The organism is Sphingomonas bacterium (assembly GCF_903644135.1).
Classification (GTDB): domain Bacteria; phylum Pseudomonadota; class Alphaproteobacteria; order Sphingomonadales; family Sphingomonadaceae; genus Sphingomonas.
Map to the genome: position 1 here is coordinate 1 of NZ_CAHJXA010000023.1, position 17,330 is coordinate 17,330.

The following is a 17,330-nucleotide window of genomic DNA, read 5'->3' on the forward strand; positions in this document are numbered from 1 at the left end:
TCGCGGGCGCCGTCCGCGCCGCGCGCTACCGACAGCGCGAAGGAGCGGTCGACCTCCTGATAGGCCGCCAGCCCCGCCCGCGCGCCGGGCGCGCCGTCGGACGCCACGCGGATGGAGACGGTGGCATTGTTGTGCTGCTGCCGGACGCCAAGGAAGGCGGGCTGCGCCTTGCCGCCGAACGGCGCAGGCTGCGGCGCGATACGCAGGCTGCCGTTGCCGGTTTGCCACCATGTCGTGGCAGGGGTGCCGAGCATCGACCAGATCGGCGACAGGCGAGCGGATCGGAAGTCGTCGGCGATCGCATAGTCGCCGCCATGCGCTTCGCCGCCGGGTGCCGGCGGCAGCGTCGGCGCAGGCGCGACGACCGGCACGGGGACGCCCGGCGGCAGGATCACCGGCCAGCCGTCCCGCCAGGCGACGGGCAGCAGAAAGGTCTCGCGTCCCGCATTATAGTCTAGCTCCTTCGCGCTCCACGGACGCGAGGCCAGGAACACCGACCACCAGTCCCCCGCCGGGGTCTGGACGAGATCGGCATGCCCCGCCTGCACGACCGGGTTCGGCCGGCGCGGGTCCAGGCCGACCTGCGAGAGGATCGGCGCATCAGGTGCCTCCCAGGGGCCGTCCAGCTGCCGCGAGCGGAACGCGACCTCGCGATGCGCTTCCTTGGTACCGCCCTCCGCGCAGATCAGATAATAGTAGCCGTCGCGGCGGAAGAGGTGCGGGCCTTCGATCCAGTATGGCTTGGCCGCCAGATGCGCGCCGCCGTCGACGATGACGCGGCGCGTGCCGGTCATCGCGAAGGTCTTGAGGTCGATTTCCTGCAGCCAGATCGCGCGATGACCGCTGTAGCGGGGCGTGCCGACCGGCGGCCCGTTGTTGACGACATAGGCACGCCCGTCGGTGTCGAAGAACAGCGATGGATCGATCCCTTCGAACGGCAGCAGGTGCGGTTCGGACCACGGTCCCGCGGGGTCCGAGGCGGTCAGGACGAAGGCGCCGCCGCAGCCTTGGCAGGTGGTAATTAGATAGAAGACGCCATCGCGATAGGCGAGCGCAGGCGCGTAGATGCCCTGCCAGGTGTCGAGCCCGGCGATGCGCAGCTGCTCCGGCCGGTCGAGCGCCGCCCCGATCTGCCGCCAATGGACGAGATCGCGCGAATGGAACACCGGCAGCCCCGGCCAGAAGGTGAAGCTTGACGTGGCAAGGTAATAATCCATCCCGACGCGGATCACCGTCGGATCGGAATAGGAGCCTGCGATCACGGGATTGCGGTAATCGCCCGGCGGTAGCGCGGGGCTGCCGGGCTGCGATCCTTCGTAGCGGAACCGCGAGAAGGTTGCAACGCCGGATGGCCCGGCGGCAGCCGGGGGTGGTGCGGCGGCGACAGGCAGCAAGGCGATCAGCCCGGCTATGACGCCGGTGCTGCAAGCGACGCGGCACCTGTTTTGGTTCGAGCCGACCATCGGATGCGGTCTAGAGCGATCGAACATGGTCATAAGCCAAATCCCAGTTGCGCGGCGGAAACCAGGCGGGCGGTGCATCCCCCTGGCCGGTTGACTACCATTGCACCGGCATCATCGAATAGTAGATCCCCTACACCGCTGAACGCAACCGCAGTCATGACGGATTGATACGATCCCGCTAGGCTTGGTGGAGGAAATGCCACGCGCTGCGGTGCTCTATGCGATTTTGAATTGCAAACGCAGTCAAGCTTATTAACCTCCCGAGTCGGAGGCGAAGCGAAGACGCATGGCCTGCAATTGGGGAGACCATGATGATCAAGCGTATCTTCCGGCTGTATCGGCCGGCGCTGCTGTCGTCGACGGCGGCGATCGCCGCCTTGTCCGCGCCGCTGGCCGCTCAGACCACGCCAACAGCCACGGCTACGGCCGACGCGCAGACGAACTCGCCGTCGCGTGCGCCTGATGCAGCGGCGAACGTCGCCGACGTCGTCGTCACCGCCCAGCGTCGCGCCGAGCGGCTGCAGGATGTTCCGCTGTCGATCACCGCGATCACGGGGGAAGAGCTGCGCAATCAGGATATCAGCGACGTCAGCCGGCTCGAACAGGTCGTTCCAGGCCTGCGGCTCGGCCGTTCGGGCGCGGCGGAACGGCCTGCCATCCGCGGCGTCTACACCGAGGCGATCGGTCTTAATTCGGACCCGCGCATCGGTTTCTACATCGACGAGATCTATCAGGCACGCACGCAGCAGGCGACGGCGGCGCTGGTCGACCTGGAACGAGTCGAGGTGCAGAAGGGGCCGCAAGGGACGCTATTCGGCCGCAACAGCTATGGCGGCAATATCGCGCTGACTACCGCGGCACCGAAGGACCGGGTGGAAGCCGGCCTCGACCTGACCGGGGGCAACTACAGCCGCTTTCGCGCCGAGGGTTATTACAACCAGCCGCTTGCCGAAGGCCTCGCCGCGCGTTTTGCGGGAGAGTATGAGCGGCACGACGGCTTCCTGAAGAGTTCGGTCAACCCGCAGGCCGACCTGCAGGACAAGGGCGAATTCTATCTTCGCGGATCGCTGCGCTGGACGCCGCCGTCTCTGGGCAGCAAGCTCGACGTGCTGGCACACGCATCCTACTATAATCGCACGGATAACGGCTTCAATTCGGTCAACGCCAAGGTCATCGGCATGGCCGTCGATCCGTCGCTGATCACGAGGCCGGGCGGGACATTGGTCTATAACGGCCAAAGCTTCACCTTCCCCTTGGCGGCGAACGGAACCGGCGGCTACAACGGCGAGAATATTGGAACGGGAACGCTGTATCCCTACACGAACGCCGCGCGCGACGGTATTGCGGACGTGAATGGTGCCGACCTCGGCATTCCCATTCCCGGGAAATATTATTCGGTCTACGACGCCAAACCTTATGAGAAGCTGCACCAGCAACAATATAGCGTAGCGATCGGCTACGAACTCGCGCCTTGGGCGAAGCTGAGGTCGATCACGTCTTACACCGTCTTTTCGACCGTGAACGGCGGCGATGGCGATGGTACGCCGCTGCCCATCCAATATTATGTCAACGGGACGGATTCGAAGGTATTCACCCAGGAAACTCCAGCTGCAATCCAACAACCCGTCGAGCCCGCTTCAATACACGTTTGGCGGTTTCTACCTGAACGAGAACGATCGCGACGGAACGGCCTATTACTACCTGAGCCGTACGTATTCGACGGTCGGAGCGGCCGCGCTCGGGCTGCCGACCTATTACGGTTCCACCGGTGCTTGCCAGTTCTCGTATACGACGACGGCGGCGTGCAACATTAACTATACGACCGGCAACATCTTCGATTCGCGTGGTGAAACGGCCGCGAGGACTCTTTCCTATGCCATCTATGGCCAGGCCTCCTATACCTTCGCCGACAAGCTGACCTTTACCGGCGGCGTACGCTATACGATCGACGATAAGGTCTACAAGGCTATCGTCCAGAGCCCCGCTAACGGCACAAGCTATGTCGGAACTTATGTCGCGGCTCAGGGCTTGGCCAATTCCGGCAACTACTATGCGGTGAACCCCACCTATAGCGACAGCTTCGCCAATTTGACTTGCGGCGGCTTCACGTCGCAGCCCTATTCGACCGCGCAGAGCAACCAAGCCATCGGCACGGTGCCCAATTACTATTACACGCAGTGCGGCGATCGCAGCTTCAAGTTCGTGACCTACCGCCTGGCGGCGGATTACAAGGTGTCGCCCGACAATCTGCTATACGCGAGCTTCAGCACCGGTCGACATTCCGGCGGTTTCGGTGCCGGCACCTTCGCGGCCACGGCGGCGAACGGGAGCTTCACGACCTTCGACTCCGAAGGCGTCTATGCCTGGGAAATCGGTTCCAAAAATCAGTTCTTCGGGCGGCGGCTACAGGTCAACATCGCCGCCTTCTACAACAACTATACCCATGTGCAGGCGCAGGGCACGCAGGTGCTGGTCGTCAGCGGCGTGAACACCAACGTCACGACGATCTTCAACACCGGTTCCGTTCATGCCCCTGGCGTCGACCTGTCGATCGTCGCCAAGCCGACCAACGCTCTGGAACTCAACGTCGCGGTAAGCTACCTGCATGCGCGCTACACGCCCTATCCGGCGTACAACGCGCCGAGCTACATCTGCTACTATCTGCAGGGGGGCTGCGCGGGCGGGACGTTCTCGACGGCGGCACCAGCGAATTACGGCATTGGCGGCGGCTATTTCCCCAACGCGCAGACCAATCCGGAACTGTTCTCCGCCACGAGCATCCCCGGCTACAACTATTCCAGCGTTCCGACCGATCGGCGTGTGCAGAACACGCCGGACTGGTCGGTGCAGTTCGGCGGTGCCTACGCCATTGATCTGGGCGGCAGCGGCACGCTGACGCCGCAGTTCCACACCTTGTGGTCCGGGGAGTATCTGTTGTCGGGTGCGGCGCCGAACATCCTGCAGAGGCCCTATTTCAAGACTGACGCTCGCCTCACGTGGGTCGGTCGTGACGGGCATCTGAGCGTGCAGGCCTTCGTCGAGAATGTCGAACGGTCGGCGACCCTCGGCCGGATCACGGTCGGGGCCAGCGGTCAGGTCCAGGGCACCTATGACGATCCGCGCACTTATGGCGTGAAGGTCGGCTATCACTTCTGACGGACCCACGGCGGCACGGGCCGATGGGCAGCCATCGGCGGCCGATCTCCCGGATGCGGGTGGCCTCATCAAGACGGCCACCCGCGTGACCATGGACTTGGCACCGCCGCTGACACGTTGGCTGAAGGTGATGTTCGCGCTCGGCAGTTCGGCCGAGTCGATCGTGCTGACCGTGTCGGGCGGGTTCCTGCTGCTCTACTACAACCAGGTACGCGGCGTGCCGGCGGGGTGGGTCGGGCTGGCACTGGCGGCGGGGCTGGTCGTCAATGCGCTGTTCGATCCGCTAGTCGGCTCGTGGTCGGACCGAACGACCTCGCGCTGGGGGCGGCGGCATCCGTTCATGTTCGCCTCGATCGTCCCGGCGGCCGTGCTGTTCTATGCCGTCTTCAACCCTCCCGCGGAGCTGGGCCTTGCCGGCCAGGCGGTCTGGCTGTGCGTCGTCAACGTGCTGCTGGTGCAGGCGATGACGATCTTCCACACGCCGCACCTCGCGTTCGGCGGCGAATTGTCGGAGGATTACCTCGAGCGTACCAACGTGATGAGCTACAACATGTTCTTCCTGTGGATCGGCGACACGTCGGGCTGGCTATTGTCCCTCGCGCTGTTCTTCAGGCCCAGCGCCCGCTATCCGAATGGCGCGCTCGACCCGACGGCCTGGCCCGGGTTCACCGTCACCGTCGCGGCGATCATCCTGGCCTGCCTGGCAGTGTCGAGCTGGTTCACCCGCTCGCGCATTCCCTATCTGCCCGTCAAGGCGGCCGATGCGCCGCGGTTCGGCGCGCGCGAGTTCCTGCGCGACGTCGGCCGCGCGCTGTCGAACCGCAACTACGTCGTGCTGCTGATCGGCTTCTTCTTCCTGTCGCTGATGACCGGGGTGCGCAACGGCCTGTGGATCTACACCGCCACCTTCCTGTGGCGGCTGACCAGCGCGCAGATCAGCTTCTTCGTCATCGGCAGCCTGTGCGGCTATGTGTTCGGGTCGCTCGCGGTGACGGCGCTGCACCGCCGGTTCGACAAGCGCTGGACGACGATGATCGCGCTCACTGTGTTCTGCATCGGCCCGGCACTGCCGCTGGCGCTCGGCCGGCTGAGCGTGATGACTCCGGTGACGCCGCTGCTGCTGCCGATCCTCATCGCCTTTTCGCTGTTCCAGCATGCGCCCTACAGCATCTTGACGACGACGATCTATTCGGCGCTGGCGGACATCGCCGACGAGAACGAGCTGCGCTACGGCGTCCGGCAGGAGGGCGTGCTCTACTCGACTCGCACGCTGTTCGCCAAGATGGACCAAGCGATCGGCACCGCGCTAGCGGGATGGGTGCTGACGATCATCGCCTTTCCAGCCAAGGCGGTGCCTGGGCAGGTACCGCACGGCGTGCTGATGGGGCTGGCCACGGCGTTCGTGCTGTCGACGTTGCCGGGGCTGGTCGCGCTGATCTTCTACGGCATGCTCGGCGTCTCGCGCGCCAGTCACGACGCGACGCGCGCGGCGCTCGATCTCCGGCCGCGAACGGTGTAGGCTGGCAGTCTTGCAGGCTTGCTATTCCGTCGCGCCATGCCGCCCGGTAGGGACGATGCCGTGAGGAAGCATAGAATCAACGGCGCGGCGTCGACGTCCCTGGCGGGGGGTAGGCGGCCCACGTCCTACGACGTCGCCCAACTGGCCGGCGTGTCGCAGTCGGCGGTGTCGCGTTGCTTCCGGTCTGGCGGCAGCATCGCGCCCGCCACCCGCAAGCGCGTCCTGAACGCGGCCGATGCGCTGGGCTATCAGCCCAACGCCATCGCCTCGGGCCTGACGACCAGCCGGTCCAACCTCGTGGCGGTGCTGATCTCGCGCCACGTTATGCTCTATTACCCTGAGGTGCTGGACGAACTGTCGGGTCGCCTGGACGAACTCAACGTGCGCATGCTGCTGTTCACGCTGCGGCACGAAGGCGACGTCAAGGGCGTGCTCGACCAGGTCTGGCGCCACCGAGTCGACGGTGCGATCGCCGCGGTGCATCTCGACCCGGAGCAGATCGGGGCGTTCGAGCGGCACCACGTCCCGATCGTCCTCTACAATCGGCGAAGCGCGGACGGGCAGATACCGAGCGTCTGCTGCGAATCGCATTTCGGCGAGAAGTGGATCGTCGATCGCCTGCACGAGGCGGGCGCGCGATCGTTCGGCATCATCACCGGTCCGCCCGATAGTTTCGTCAGCAGCGAGCGGGTGGACGGCGCCCAAGATCGTCTCCGCGAACTGGGGATCATTCCGAACATCGTCGAGGGTGCGTTCGATCCGGCCAGCGGCGCGCAGGGCCTCCGCGCCCTGATCGAGATGACCGGCGGCAAGCTCGACGCCGTGGTGTGCGTCAACGATCAGATGGCGATCGGCGCCATCGACGAGGCGAGGGGCCGTTGCGGCCTCGTCGTGCCGCGCGACATCTCCATCGTCGGGTTCGACGGGACCGCGACCGGCCGGCTGCACAGCTACGACGTGACCACCATCCGCCAGCCGGTGGAGCGGATGACCGAGGCGGCGGCGGCGATGCTGATCGAACGGATCGCCGCACCCGACCTGCCGCCCGAGATCAGGAGTTTCGCCGGCAAGCTGATCGCCGGATCGACCGCGATGCTGGCGGGGACCTAATCGCCGGTTTTTTCGCTTGCCGGCGGTTGCATGCGCATGCAATATCGATTGTCGGGTGCGTTGAGCGAGGAGAGACCGGTGACACGCGCAGTGCCGACGCCGGTGATCAGGATCGCGCAGGAGCGCGACGTCGATGCGGTCCTGCGGCTTGCCGTTGCCGGCGGCCAGGGGCTGACCAACCTGCCGCCCGACCGCGCGGCGCTGGCGAAGCGGATCGCCGCCAGCGAACGCGCGGTGGCCGGCACCGCGGGGCGCGAAGAGGGATCGGCGGTGCTGCTGGTCGCCGAGTTCGATGACGAGATCGTCGCTACCGGCATGATCTTTGCGCGGGTCGGCGCCGAATGGCCGTTCTACAGCTACCGGATCACGCGCCAGGCCTCGCTGTCCCAATCGCTCGGGCGATCGAAGGCGCAGCGGATGCTGAACCTCGTCAACGATTTCGACGGTGAGACCGAGGTAGGCGGCCTGTTCGTCGACCCGGCGCGGCGGGGGCTGGCGCTCGGCCGGCTGATGGCGCGCGCGCGTTATTTGTTCATCGCCCGCCACCGGTCGTGGTTTCACAACCGCGTCATCGCCGAGCTGCGCGGCTATCAGGACGAGGCCGGCAGGGCGCCGGTGTGGGAAGCGATCGGACGGCATTTCTACGACATGGATTTCCACGAGGCGGATCGCACCGGTGCGATCCACGGCAACCAGTTCATCGCCGACTTCGGGCCACGCCACCCGATCTATCTGTCGATGTTGCCCGCCGACGCACAGGCTGCGTTCGGCCGCCCGCACGACGACGGCCGGCGCGCGCGCGACATGCTGTTGACGGAGGGGTTCCGCGACGAATGCTATGTCGACATCTTCGACGGCGGCCCGACCTTGGTCGCCGATATCGACGCGGTCAGGACGGTCCGTCAGGCCGAGCACCTGGCGGTTGCTGCCCTAGGCGAAGCCGACGAGCTGGTGCTGGCATCGGCCGGCGAGGCGGAGACGTTCCGCGCCGCCTCCGGCAAGGTCCGGCGCGGGGCGGAGGGGTTGACGATCGAGCCGTCCCTGGCCGCCGCGCTTGGCGTCGGTCGCGACGACGCGCTATGCCTCGCGCCGGCCTGAGGAGAGACGATGACCGAGCTTCCCTTCTCCCTGCCCGACCGGCCGCGCGTCACGCGCATCCGCCAGCGCGACGCGCGCGAGCTGTCGAAAGGCGGCGCCGAGCGCACCCAGCCGATGACGGGGTATGAGGAGCGCTTTACTGACATCGTCGACTATATCGTCCGAATCACCGACGAGATCTGGATGGATCGCGCCGTCGGCTATGTCTACGACACCTATGACGCCTCGTGCGTGGTCTATTCCTCCTATGGCGTCGTCCGCTCGGTCGAGGAGGTGATCGCCGGTACGGTCTCGACGCTCAATGCCTTTCCGGACGGCGAGATCCATCACCTCGCGGTCGCCTGGAGCGGCGATGCGCAGGCGGGCTTCTACACCTCGCATCTCGGCCATAGCCGCTCGACCAATGTCGGGCGGACCGGGTTCGGCTCCGGCACGGGCAGGCGCACGTCGATCCGCTTCGCCGCCGACTGCGTCAGCCGCGACAACCGCATCCATACCGAATGGCTGGTGCGCGACAATGGGGCGGCGGTGCGCCAGCTCGGTTTCGACCTCCACGACGTCGCGCGTCGCTGGGCCGCGACGCCCTCGGCGGAACGGTATCTGGTCTCGCCCGAGACGCGGCTGGAGGGGCAGGCGCCGCGGCGGCAGCTCGACATCGACCGATCGACGGTGGAAGGCTGGGCGCGCTCGCTGTTCCAGGATATGTGGAACCTGCGCCGGCTCGACTGGATTGGCCGGCATTACGCTCCGGATATGGTCGCCCACGCCGGCGGCGGCCGCACGGTCCAAGGCATCCGCAACTACCAGGCGCTCGTCCTGCACGTCCTGACGGCGCTGCCCGACGCGGTGATGCGGGTCGAGAATGTCTGCTGGTCGGAAGAGACCGACGGCGTGATCGTCGCGGTGCGCTGGACGCTGGAGGGGACGACCCAGCCCGGCGGCGTGCTGGGCGAATGCCCGGCGGGGAAGCCGGTGTTCATGATGGGGATCAGCCACCTGCGCCTGCTCGGCGGCAGGATCGTCGAAGAGTGGATGCTGTTCGACGAGCTTGGTGTGCTGGCGCAGGCGTATCGGTGATGCGGTGGGTTAGCGGTGCCGTCGCCCGAAGGTTGACGGCGCTTTGCGCGATGGCGACCGGTGTCGGAGCCGTGACGATGGCGTCCGCGCAGGTCCCGGTCATCCGGGCGAACGGCGTGGCGCATCAGCTGTTCGTCGATGGCCGCCCCTTTATCATCCTCGGCGGCGAGGTGGAAAACTCCGCGGCATCCAGCGCCGCCTATATGGCGCCGATCTGGAACCGGCTCCAGGCAATGGGCGCGAACACGCTGCTCCTGCCGGTCGGCTGGGACCAGCTGGAGCCGGACGAGGGCCGGTTCGACTTCGCGCTGGTCGATGACATGATCGCCCAGGCGCGGCGCCACGACATGCGCATCGGCATCCTGTGGCTAGCCGCGTTCAAGAACGCGCGCTCGACCTACGCGCCGACCTGGGTGCGCGCCGATTCGGGCCGCTTTCCGCGCGCGGTGACGGCGATGCCCGATCATCCCACCGGTGCTTTCACGTCGACGCGGGCACCGGTCCTCTCCGCCTTCGCGCCAGCCTTGCTCGAAGCGGATCGCTGCGCCTTCGCCGCGCTGATGCGACATATCGCCGCCGTCGACGCCGATCATCGAGTCATCCTGGTGCAGGTCGAGAACGAGACGGGCATCCTCGGCGACAGTCGCGATCGGTCCGTCGCCGCGGAGGCGGCCTGGCGGAGCGCGGTGCCCCAGCCGCTGATCGACTATCTGATTCGGCACGCCGACGCGCTGACGCCCGAGCTCTCTGCACTCTGGGCGGCCCAGGGCCGCCGCCGATCGGGCAATTGGGGGCAGCTATTCGGCCGGTCGCCGCGCGCGGAAGAGGCGTTCATGGCGTGGACGTTCGGGCGTTATGTCGAGAGCGTCGCCAGCGCCGGGCGAAGCGTGTTGCGGCTGCCCTTCTATGCCAATGGCTGGCTCGGTCCCGCGCCGGGGGAACCAAATCCGGGCGATTATCCCAGTGGCGGCCCGACCGCCGCGATGCTGGACATCTGGAAGGCGGCGGCACCCAGCCTCGACCTGCTCGCGCCCGACATCTATGTCGACGATGCACGCGCCGTGCAGGAGCGGTATGCGCGCGCCGACAGTCCGCTGCTGATCCCCGAAGAGCGCTTCCGTGCCGGCGACCTGTTTTGGGCGCTGGGCCGCCATAAGGCACTCGGCCAGGCTAGCTACCAGATCGAGTCTGCCCGGCCCGGCTCGCGGCTGGAGAGCGCGTACAAGATGCTTCGGCCGATGCTGCCGGTCATCGCCAGGGCGCAGGCCGAGGACCGGATCTCGGCGGTGCTGCTGGACGGCGAGGAGGTGCAGACGGTTGTTCTGGGCGGTTACGAGTTCACCGTTCGCGGTGCCGACGCCTATGCGAGGCGCCTGCGCTTGGACGCCGGCGCTCGGGCGCTTCCGCCTGCGCCCGAGCCCCGGAGCGAGATGATCGACGACACGTCGGCACCCGACACGCGCCCCTTCGGCCTGATCGTCGCGCTCGACGCCAATCGCTTCTTGTTTGTCGGTGAGGGTTTCCTGGCCGACGTGACCAGGCATGGCCGGCCGGCCGAGATCGACCGGGTGGAGGAGGGCGTCTATGTCGACGGGGTCTGGCACCCGGGCCGCCGGCTGAACGGTGACGATTACGGGCGGTTCGTCCCGAAGAACAGCGTGGGTGCGGCCGAGGTGCGCCTCCTCCCCTGAACGGGATGTACAGGCCTGGCCAAGGGTGATGCCTGACGGGGTGAGGTTCGATCTTCCTTTCCTTCCGCAAGACGCCTCGCCCAGACCCTAGGTTCTCCTGACGGCGATCAAGGTCGCGCCGCTTTCGCTCGCATAAAGGGGCGATAGCCCGGCGGGGATCGTCATCGTGTCGCCGACGCCCAATTGCACCGTCCTGCCGTCCACGGCGACCTCGACGTCACCTTCCTGGACGAACACGACCTCGCCATGGCCGTCGATTGCGCCGCCGGCCTCCACCACGATCTGCGACAGGGTGAAGCCGTCGGCCGGCGGCAGCGCGCCGCCGTTGCCGATCACCAGGGTTTCTCCCGCGGATCGAGTCGTGGGAGCGCGCCACAGCACTTCGTCCTCGTCCTGCGGGCGCATCACGCGCAGCGCCTCGATTTGCGCGCGGCTGGTCGGCGTCAGCGGTGCCGTTCCGGCCGGCGGCACCTGGCCGGCGGCGGTGTCGATCAGGGCACCATTGTCGAGCAGCATCAGGCCATAGTCCTTGGCCAGTTCGAACACCCGCGGTGCCCAGGTGACGCGGCCCGGATCGTCGCCGCCGAGCACGGACCAGAGGAAACCCGGCCGGTCGCCGATGTTGCGGAACCCACGAAAGGCGTGGATCGGAAAGGAGACGACATCGCCCGGACCCGCCTTGATGTGGGCGTCGTCGCCATGCTCGCCGAAATCGAAGCGCCAGTGGCCAGCGTGCACAACGAACACCTCGGCGGTGTCGTGGCTGTGCTGCGAATTGGCGCATTCCGGTGGCTGGCGGGCGCCGCCGATGTTGAACCCGTGCGGCTCCGGGATGTGAACGTGCTGGTCGGGATTTTCCGACACGCCCGGCCCGATGATCGTGAAGTTTTCCTTCGACTCCGAGCCAGGCGTTCGGGAATCGATGAAGGCGTTGTAGCAGGGCCGCAAATCGGCGTAGCGCACCACCCGCGCTTCCAAGTCGAGACCTTGCACCCGCTCGTCCGTCGCTACATCGGCCATCATCGTCGCTCCTATCCAGCTAGTGGATTGACGGACATTGCATCCGCAGTCAACCTCGCTATGGCAGGATGAAGACGGCCTCGGCACGATAGAGGCCGGGAGCTCCGGCTGGACCGCGGATGAGAGGATAGGAATGGCTGACCGGATCTACACCACGCATGTCGGCTCACTGCCGCGCAGCGCCGCCGTCACCGAATTGGTGTTCGCGCGCGAACGCGGGGAGGCGGTCGCCGAGGATGTCTTCGACCGCGTGATGGGCGAGGCGGTTGATGCCTGCGTCGCGCGGCAGGTGGCGAGCGGGGTCGATCTGGTTTCCGACGGTGAGATGTCGAAGATCAGCTACGCCACCTATATCAAGGACCGGATCACCGGGTTCGAGGGCGACAGCCCCCGCAGCCCTCCCGCCGACCTAGAGGAGTTCCCGAGCTTCCTCCAGCGGCAGGCGGCCAGTGGCGGCACGCCCAGCTATCGCCGGCCCTGCTGCGTCGGCCCGGTCGCGCCCAAGACGCTGGCGCCGCTGGAGCAGGATCTTCGCCTCCTTGGCGACGCCGTGGCGCGTCACCGGCCGATCGCGGCCTTCATGAATGCGGCCTCGCCCGGCGTAATCGCGCTGTTCCAGCCCAACCACCATTATTCGAGCCAGGACGCCTATCTGGAGGCGCTGGCCGAGGCGATGCGTCCCGAATACGAGGCGATCGCCGCCGCTGATATCACGCTGCAGCTCGACAGCCCGGACCTGGGGCTGGGCCGTCACATGATGTACAAGGACCGCAGCGAGGCCGACTATCTCGTCCTGATTGAGCGGCACGTCGAGGTCCTCAACCACGCGCTGCGCAACGTGCCGGCCGGTCGGGCGCGGATGCACGTCTGCTGGGGCAATTACGAAGGACCGCACCACCGCGACGTCGAGATGCGCACCATCCTGCCGGTGCTGATGAAGGCCAAGCCGGCAGGTCTGCTGTTCGAGACGGCAAACCCGCGCCACCAGCACGACTGGCTGGCGTTTCGCGACCTTGCCGCGCTGGTGCCCGAGGAAAAGGTGCTGATCCCCGGCGTCATCGACTCAACGACCAACTTCGTCGAGCATCCGGAAGTGGTTGCACTGCGCATCGAGCAGTTCGCCGGCCTGGTCGGGCGTGAGCGCGTCATCGCCGGCACCGACTGCGGCTTCTCGACCTTTGCCGGGTTTGGTGCGGTCGATCCAGATATCGTCTACGCCAAGCTCACGACCCTGGCAGAGGGCGCGGCGCGGGCGAGCGAACGGCTGTGGCGGCGTGCGGCGTGACGTGAAGGCGCGGTTCGGGAGCGGGTTATCCCAGCCGCACTTCGCCTTGCATTCGAAGTCATCTACTCTACGCCCGGCTCTTCCGATAAAGACGTTTGGCAAAGGAGCGATTTCGACATGCACGGGCCTCGAGGCCGGCCGGAAGCCCTGCTGCTGCTGCCGGGAACATTGTGCGACGAACGTGTCTTCGCGCCCGTTCTGGGCTCGCCATGGGATCGGCCGAAGCTATTCATGTCGTTGCCGTCAGCCACTTCAATGGACGACATGGCACGATCCGTTCTCGGTGTGGCACCCGCGCGCTTCGCGGTCGTTGGCCTGTCGCTCGGCGGTATCGTCGCGCTGCATATGGCGTTGCGGGCGCCCGAGCGCGTGGTCGGCTTGGCATTGATCGGCGCGAACGCACGGGCGGTGCCGGATGACCTGCACGACTCGCGCCGTAGCGAGGCTGCGGCGGCGCGCGCCGACTTGGCCGCCTATGCGCGCTCGACGCTGGCACCGCTCTACGCCGGTACGATCGCGCCGTCGGACCCAAGCTTCGCCGACCTCATCGCCGACATGGCGGTTGCGATGGGCGCGGATGCGCTGGATGCGCAGAGCGCCGCAGCGCTAGGCCGCCCCGACCTGCGCCAGCGCCTGCAGGACGTTGCGGCGGTGACTGCAGTGATCGCCGGGGAGGAAGACCGGTTGGGTACTCCCGAGATGCAGCGCGAACTCGCCGCTGGGATCCCGGACGCCTCGCTCTTGCTGGTCGGCGGGGCGGGGCATTTGGTGACCGTGGAAGCGCCCGCGGCGGTGGAAACGGCGTTACGAACGTGGCTGACGCGCGTCGATGCCAAGGCGATCGTCACCGGTTCGCCAAGGTAACACGCATCACCGCGCTCAGGCTGTCGGCACCGTCATCTCACCCGTCGCCAGTTTAGCCAGCAGCAGCGCGGAAAGTTGCGCGCGCTCGATGAAGCTTTCCGGCCAAGCGTGTTCTTCGCTGCTGTGGATCGCCCCGCCCCGCACCCCGAGCGTGTCGACATTGGCAAGCCCGGCACCGTGAAGGTTGTTGCCCTCGCACACCCCGCCGGTCGGCTGCCACGCAAGCGACAGGCCGAGCAGCGCCCCGACCTCGCGCACCGATCCAAACAATGCCTGTTGACGCGCGTCGAACGGTTTGGCGGGGCGGGTGAAGCCGCCATGGAGCGTGACCGTTATACCGTCTCCGCCGGTCTCGGCGACACAGCGGTCGATCGCGTTCGCCAGCGCGTCGGCGGCGGCGCGATCGGGGAAGCGCACGTTGAGTCGCAACACCGCCATATCCGGCACGACGTTGAGCGGGCCGCCGCCGTCGATGCGGGCAACGTTGACCGTGACGCCCTCGACGGTGCCGTTGATCCGGTCCAGCGCGCCGGCCAGCCGCGCCGCCGCCGCGATGGCGTTGCGCCCGGCGGCGAAATCGCGTCCGGCATGGGCGGCGCGGCCACGGAAGACGACGTGGAAATTGCCCGTTCCCTTGCGCGCGCTCACCAGCGTTCCATCGGCCAGGGCCGGCTCGTAGGTCATGCCGACCTGCGCGCCGCGGGCGATCTCGGCGAGCAACGACGCCGATCCCGGCGACCCCACCTCCTCATCCGGCGATAGCAGCACCCGGTAGCCGAGCCGGGCGGCGACCGGATGGCGCTCGAACGCTTCGAGCGCGCCGAGCATGACGCTGAGGCCGCCCTTCATGTCGGCGATGCCGGGGCCGTTGAGCGCGCCGTCGGCCCGTGTGACGGTCCGCTCGAAGCCGCTCCCGACTGGATAGACCGTGTCGACATGGCCGGTCAGCACCACCTGGATCGGCGCGTCCGGTCGGACGGTCAACCGCAGCGCTTCCGCGTTCGGGCCGCGCGTCTCGCTGCCGTCGGTCAGGATGGTCGTGGCTCCGCGCACGGGCAGGCGCTCGACCGTGCCGGGCAGCGCCGCGAACGCCGGCTGCAGCAGGTCGAGCATGGCGGAGAGCCCGGCGGCATTGCCGCTGCCGCTGGAGATCGCGCACCAGTCGATCGCGCGCGCGATCATCGCCGGGCCGGCGGCCTCGATCGAGGCGAGCATCGCGCACTCGGCATCGGTGCAGGCCGCCGCGCTCATGCCACGCCGCGCAGGTCGGCAACCTGGTTGACGACGCGGGCCGCCTCGAAGCTCGCGACCGGATAGGCGCAATAGTCGGCCGCATAATAGGCGCTGGGGCGATGGTTGCCCGACGCGCCGATGCCGCCGAACGGCATCGTTCCCGCCGCGCCAGTGGTCGGCCGGTTGCGGTTGAGCACGCCGGCGCGCGCCGCATCGCGATAGCGTGCCCACAACTCGTCGTCGTCGCTGACCAGCCCCGCCGCCAGCCCGAAGCGGGTCGCGTTGGCCGCATCGATCGCCGCGTCGAAATCGGCGACGCGGATCACCTGCAGCAACGGCGCGAACACCTCCTCGTCGGGGACGGACACGCCGGTCACGTCGATCAGCCCCGGGGCCACGAAGGCGTCGCTCCGCCCTGAGATCCGGGCAAACTCGCGGATCGCCCGCCCGCCCATCTCCACCAGCGTCGCATATTGGGCGAGCGCCCGGTCGGCGGCGGCGGCGGAAATCAGCGGACCGCAAAAGGGTTCCGGCACCTCGTTCCAGGCACCGATACGCAGCCGGTCGGTCAGCACCGCGACCGCGTCGACGATGGCGTCCCCCGCTGCGCCGTCGGGCACGATAAGTCGGCGCGCGCACGAGCAGCGCTGGCCGGCGGTGACGAAGGCGGACTGGACAACGATGGAGGCGATCGCTTCGGCGTCGCCGTCCCACGCGATCAACGGATTGTTGCCGCCCAGTTCCAGCGCCAGGATCACTTCGGGCCGATTGCCGGTCGCCCGACGCAGCGCCGCGCCCGCCGTCGCCGATCCGGTGAACAACAGCCCGTCGATATCCGCCCCGACGAGCGCGGCACCGACCTCGCGGCCGCCTTGGACGAGGTTGACGACACCCGGCGGTAGCCCCGCGTCCGTCCAAGCACGGAGCATCGCCTCGCCGGTCGCGGGCGTTTCCTCCGACGGCTTGAACACCAGGGCGTTGCCCGCCAGCAGCGCCGGCACGATGTGCCCGTTCGGCAAATGGCCAGGAAAGTTGAACGGGCCGAGCACCGCCATCACGCCGTGCGGCCGGTGGCGGAGGACGGCGTCGCCGAAAGCCGCAGCAGCGCTGCGCTCGCCCGCCCGCTCGGCCTGCGCGGCGACCGACGCGTCAACTTTGCCAATCATCGACGCGACTTCGGTCAGCGCCTCCCAGCGCGGCTTGCCGGTCTCGCGCGCGATCGTCGCGGCAATTGCCTCGCGCCGGTCGCTGAGCAGGGCGGCGAAGCGACGCGCCAGTGCGATGCGCTCGCCGAGCGGCATCCGCGCCCACCCCGAGAATGCATGGCGGGCAGCGGCGACGGCGCCGGCGCAGTCGGCGGCGGTGGCGGTCTTCTCCTCCCAAACCACATCCCCGCTTGCGGGGTCGGTCGAGCGCAGCCGCTCGCCACAGCCCTCCCGCCAGCGGTCACCGATCAGTAAGGACATCTCAGGCCGCCTCCGCCCGACCTGCCGTGGAGAAGGCGGCGCAGGTCGCGTCGACGCGCTCGAGCACTTGATCAGCCTCTTCGGTGGTCAGGACGAGCGGCGGCAGCAGGCGGATGCAGTTATCGCCGCCGCCGGCGACCAGCAGCCGCCGCGCGCGCGCCGCCGCGATGAACTCGCGGTTGTTCGGCAGCAGCCTCACGCCGACCAGCAGCCCCTTGCCGCGCACCTCGGCGATCACGTCGGGCCGCCGCGATCGCAACACCTCCAGACCGGCGCGCAGCCGTTCGCCGGTCTCGCGTTCGATCAACAGCGCGCGCTGCAGCGCCTCCTCGGGCAGCAGGGCGCGCC

General features: G+C 67.7%; 13 protein-coding genes and 1 pseudogene. 9 read left to right on the forward strand and 5 right to left on the reverse strand.

The genetic code is table 11. The annotated features are described in order from the left end of the window. On the reverse strand, nucleotides 1-1,262 hold a 1,262-nt coding region (locus HUU96_RS02660; protein ID WP_174291318.1), incomplete at its 3' end, for a glycoside hydrolase family 43 protein. Nucleotides 1,263-1,774: 512 nt separating this feature from the next. On the opposite strand from HUU96_RS02660, the pseudogene HUU96_RS15050 reads away from it, so the two are divergent. From HUU96_RS15050 to HUU96_RS02690, 7 genes and pseudogenes are all read left to right on the forward strand, one after another. After that, a pseudogene (locus HUU96_RS15050) lies at nucleotides 1,775-2,287 on the forward strand (TonB-dependent receptor plug domain-containing protein); the annotation flags it as partial. 706 nt (nucleotides 2,288-2,993) lie between these two features. Beyond that, nucleotides 2,994-4,619 (forward strand): TonB-dependent receptor, encoded by a 1,626-nt coding sequence (locus tag HUU96_RS02665; protein WP_174291319.1) that lies wholly within the window; start codon nucleotides 2,994-2,996, stop codon nucleotides 4,617-4,619. Between the two features lie 91 nt (nucleotides 4,620-4,710). Then, nucleotides 4,711-6,138: an MFS transporter gene (locus HUU96_RS02670; RefSeq protein WP_254604924.1), complete on the forward strand. Its 1,428-nt coding sequence runs from the start codon at nucleotides 4,711-4,713 to the stop codon at nucleotides 6,136-6,138. Nucleotides 6,139-6,198: 60 nt separating this feature from the next. After that, a complete protein-coding gene (locus HUU96_RS02675) occupies nucleotides 6,199-7,248 on the forward strand; it encodes a LacI family DNA-binding transcriptional regulator (RefSeq protein WP_174291321.1) in 1,050 nt (349 codons plus the stop codon). 78 nt (nucleotides 7,249-7,326) lie between these two features. Then, on the forward strand, nucleotides 7,327-8,346 hold the full coding sequence (locus HUU96_RS02680) for an arginine N-succinyltransferase (protein WP_254604922.1): 1,020 nt from the start codon (nucleotides 7,327-7,329) through the stop codon (nucleotides 8,344-8,346). 9 nt (nucleotides 8,347-8,355) lie between these two features. Next, nucleotides 8,356-9,423 carry an ester cyclase gene (locus HUU96_RS02685; protein WP_174291322.1) on the forward strand — a complete coding sequence of 356 codons (1,068 nt, stop codon included), beginning with the start codon at nucleotides 8,356-8,358 and terminating at the stop codon, nucleotides 9,421-9,423. 77 nt (nucleotides 9,424-9,500) lie between these two features. Beyond that, complete coding sequence (locus HUU96_RS02690) at nucleotides 9,501-11,114, forward strand: DUF5597 domain-containing protein (protein ID WP_174291329.1); 1,614 nt, start codon at nucleotides 9,501-9,503, stop codon at nucleotides 11,112-11,114. Nucleotides 11,115-11,201: 87 nt separating this feature from the next. On the opposite strand, the gene HUU96_RS14930 is transcribed toward HUU96_RS02690, so the two are convergent. Further along, nucleotides 11,202-12,134 (reverse strand): cupin domain-containing protein, encoded by a 933-nt coding sequence (locus HUU96_RS14930; protein ID WP_217430249.1) that lies wholly within the window; start codon nucleotides 12,132-12,134, stop codon nucleotides 11,202-11,204. Nucleotides 12,135-12,267: 133 nt separating this feature from the next. Here HUU96_RS14930 and HUU96_RS02700 point away from each other — a divergent pair, with 133 nt between their 5' ends. Next, a complete protein-coding gene (locus tag HUU96_RS02700; RefSeq protein WP_174291323.1) occupies nucleotides 12,268-13,419 on the forward strand; it encodes a cobalamin-independent methionine synthase II family protein in 1,152 nt (383 codons plus the stop codon). Between the two features lie 264 nt (nucleotides 13,420-13,683). Then, nucleotides 13,684-14,283 (forward strand): alpha/beta fold hydrolase, encoded by a 600-nt coding sequence (locus tag HUU96_RS02705; RefSeq protein ID WP_254604923.1) that lies wholly within the window; start codon nucleotides 13,684-13,686, stop codon nucleotides 14,281-14,283. Between the two features lie 15 nt (nucleotides 14,284-14,298). Here the strand turns inward: HUU96_RS02705 and HUU96_RS02710 are convergent, their stop codons facing one another. From HUU96_RS02710 to HUU96_RS02720, 3 genes are all read right to left on the reverse strand, one after another. Continuing rightward, the gene (locus HUU96_RS02710; protein ID WP_174291325.1) at nucleotides 14,299-15,534 is read right to left on the reverse strand and encodes a hydrolase; all 1,236 of its coding nucleotides are present in this window, start codon (nucleotides 15,532-15,534) and stop codon (nucleotides 14,299-14,301) included. Then, on the reverse strand, nucleotides 15,531-16,982 hold the full coding sequence (gene astD / locus HUU96_RS02715) for a succinylglutamate-semialdehyde dehydrogenase (protein ID WP_174291326.1): 1,452 nt from the start codon (nucleotides 16,980-16,982) through the stop codon (nucleotides 15,531-15,533). The genes HUU96_RS02710 and astD overlap by 4 nt, the downstream gene beginning before the upstream one ends. 1 nt (nucleotide 16,983) lies before the next feature. Beyond that, on the reverse strand, nucleotides 16,984-17,330 hold a 347-nt coding region (locus tag HUU96_RS02720), incomplete at its 5' end, for an aminotransferase class III-fold pyridoxal phosphate-dependent enzyme (protein ID WP_174291327.1).

What these genes read in the sequence shown, in the direction of transcription:
- HUU96_RS02670 (WP_254604924.1), top strand. Translation starts at nt 4,711, where the DNA reads ATGGACTTGGCACCGCCGCTGACACGTTGGCTGAAGGTGATGTTCGCG.
- astD (WP_174291326.1), bottom strand. Translation starts at nt 16,982, where the DNA reads ATGTCCTTACTGATCGGTGACCGCTGGCGGGAGGGCTGTGGCGAGCGG.
- HUU96_RS02665 (WP_174291319.1), top strand. Translation starts at nt 2,994, where the DNA reads ATGGCGATGGTACGCCGCTGCCCATCCAATATTATGTCAACGGGACGG.
- HUU96_RS02685 (WP_174291322.1), top strand. Translation starts at nt 8,356, where the DNA reads ATGACCGAGCTTCCCTTCTCCCTGCCCGACCGGCCGCGCGTCACGCGC.
- HUU96_RS02690 (WP_174291329.1), top strand. Translation starts at nt 9,501, where the DNA reads ATGGCGTCCGCGCAGGTCCCGGTCATCCGGGCGAACGGCGTGGCGCAT.
- HUU96_RS02700 (WP_174291323.1), top strand. Translation starts at nt 12,268, where the DNA reads ATGGCTGACCGGATCTACACCACGCATGTCGGCTCACTGCCGCGCAGC.
- HUU96_RS02710 (WP_174291325.1), bottom strand. Translation starts at nt 15,534, where the DNA reads ATGAGCGCGGCGGCCTGCACCGATGCCGAGTGCGCGATGCTCGCCTCG.
- HUU96_RS14930 (WP_217430249.1), bottom strand. Translation starts at nt 12,134, where the DNA reads ATGGCCGATGTAGCGACGGACGAGCGGGTGCAAGGTCTCGACTTGGAA.
- HUU96_RS02705 (WP_254604923.1), top strand. Translation starts at nt 13,684, where the DNA reads ATGGCACGATCCGTTCTCGGTGTGGCACCCGCGCGCTTCGCGGTCGTT.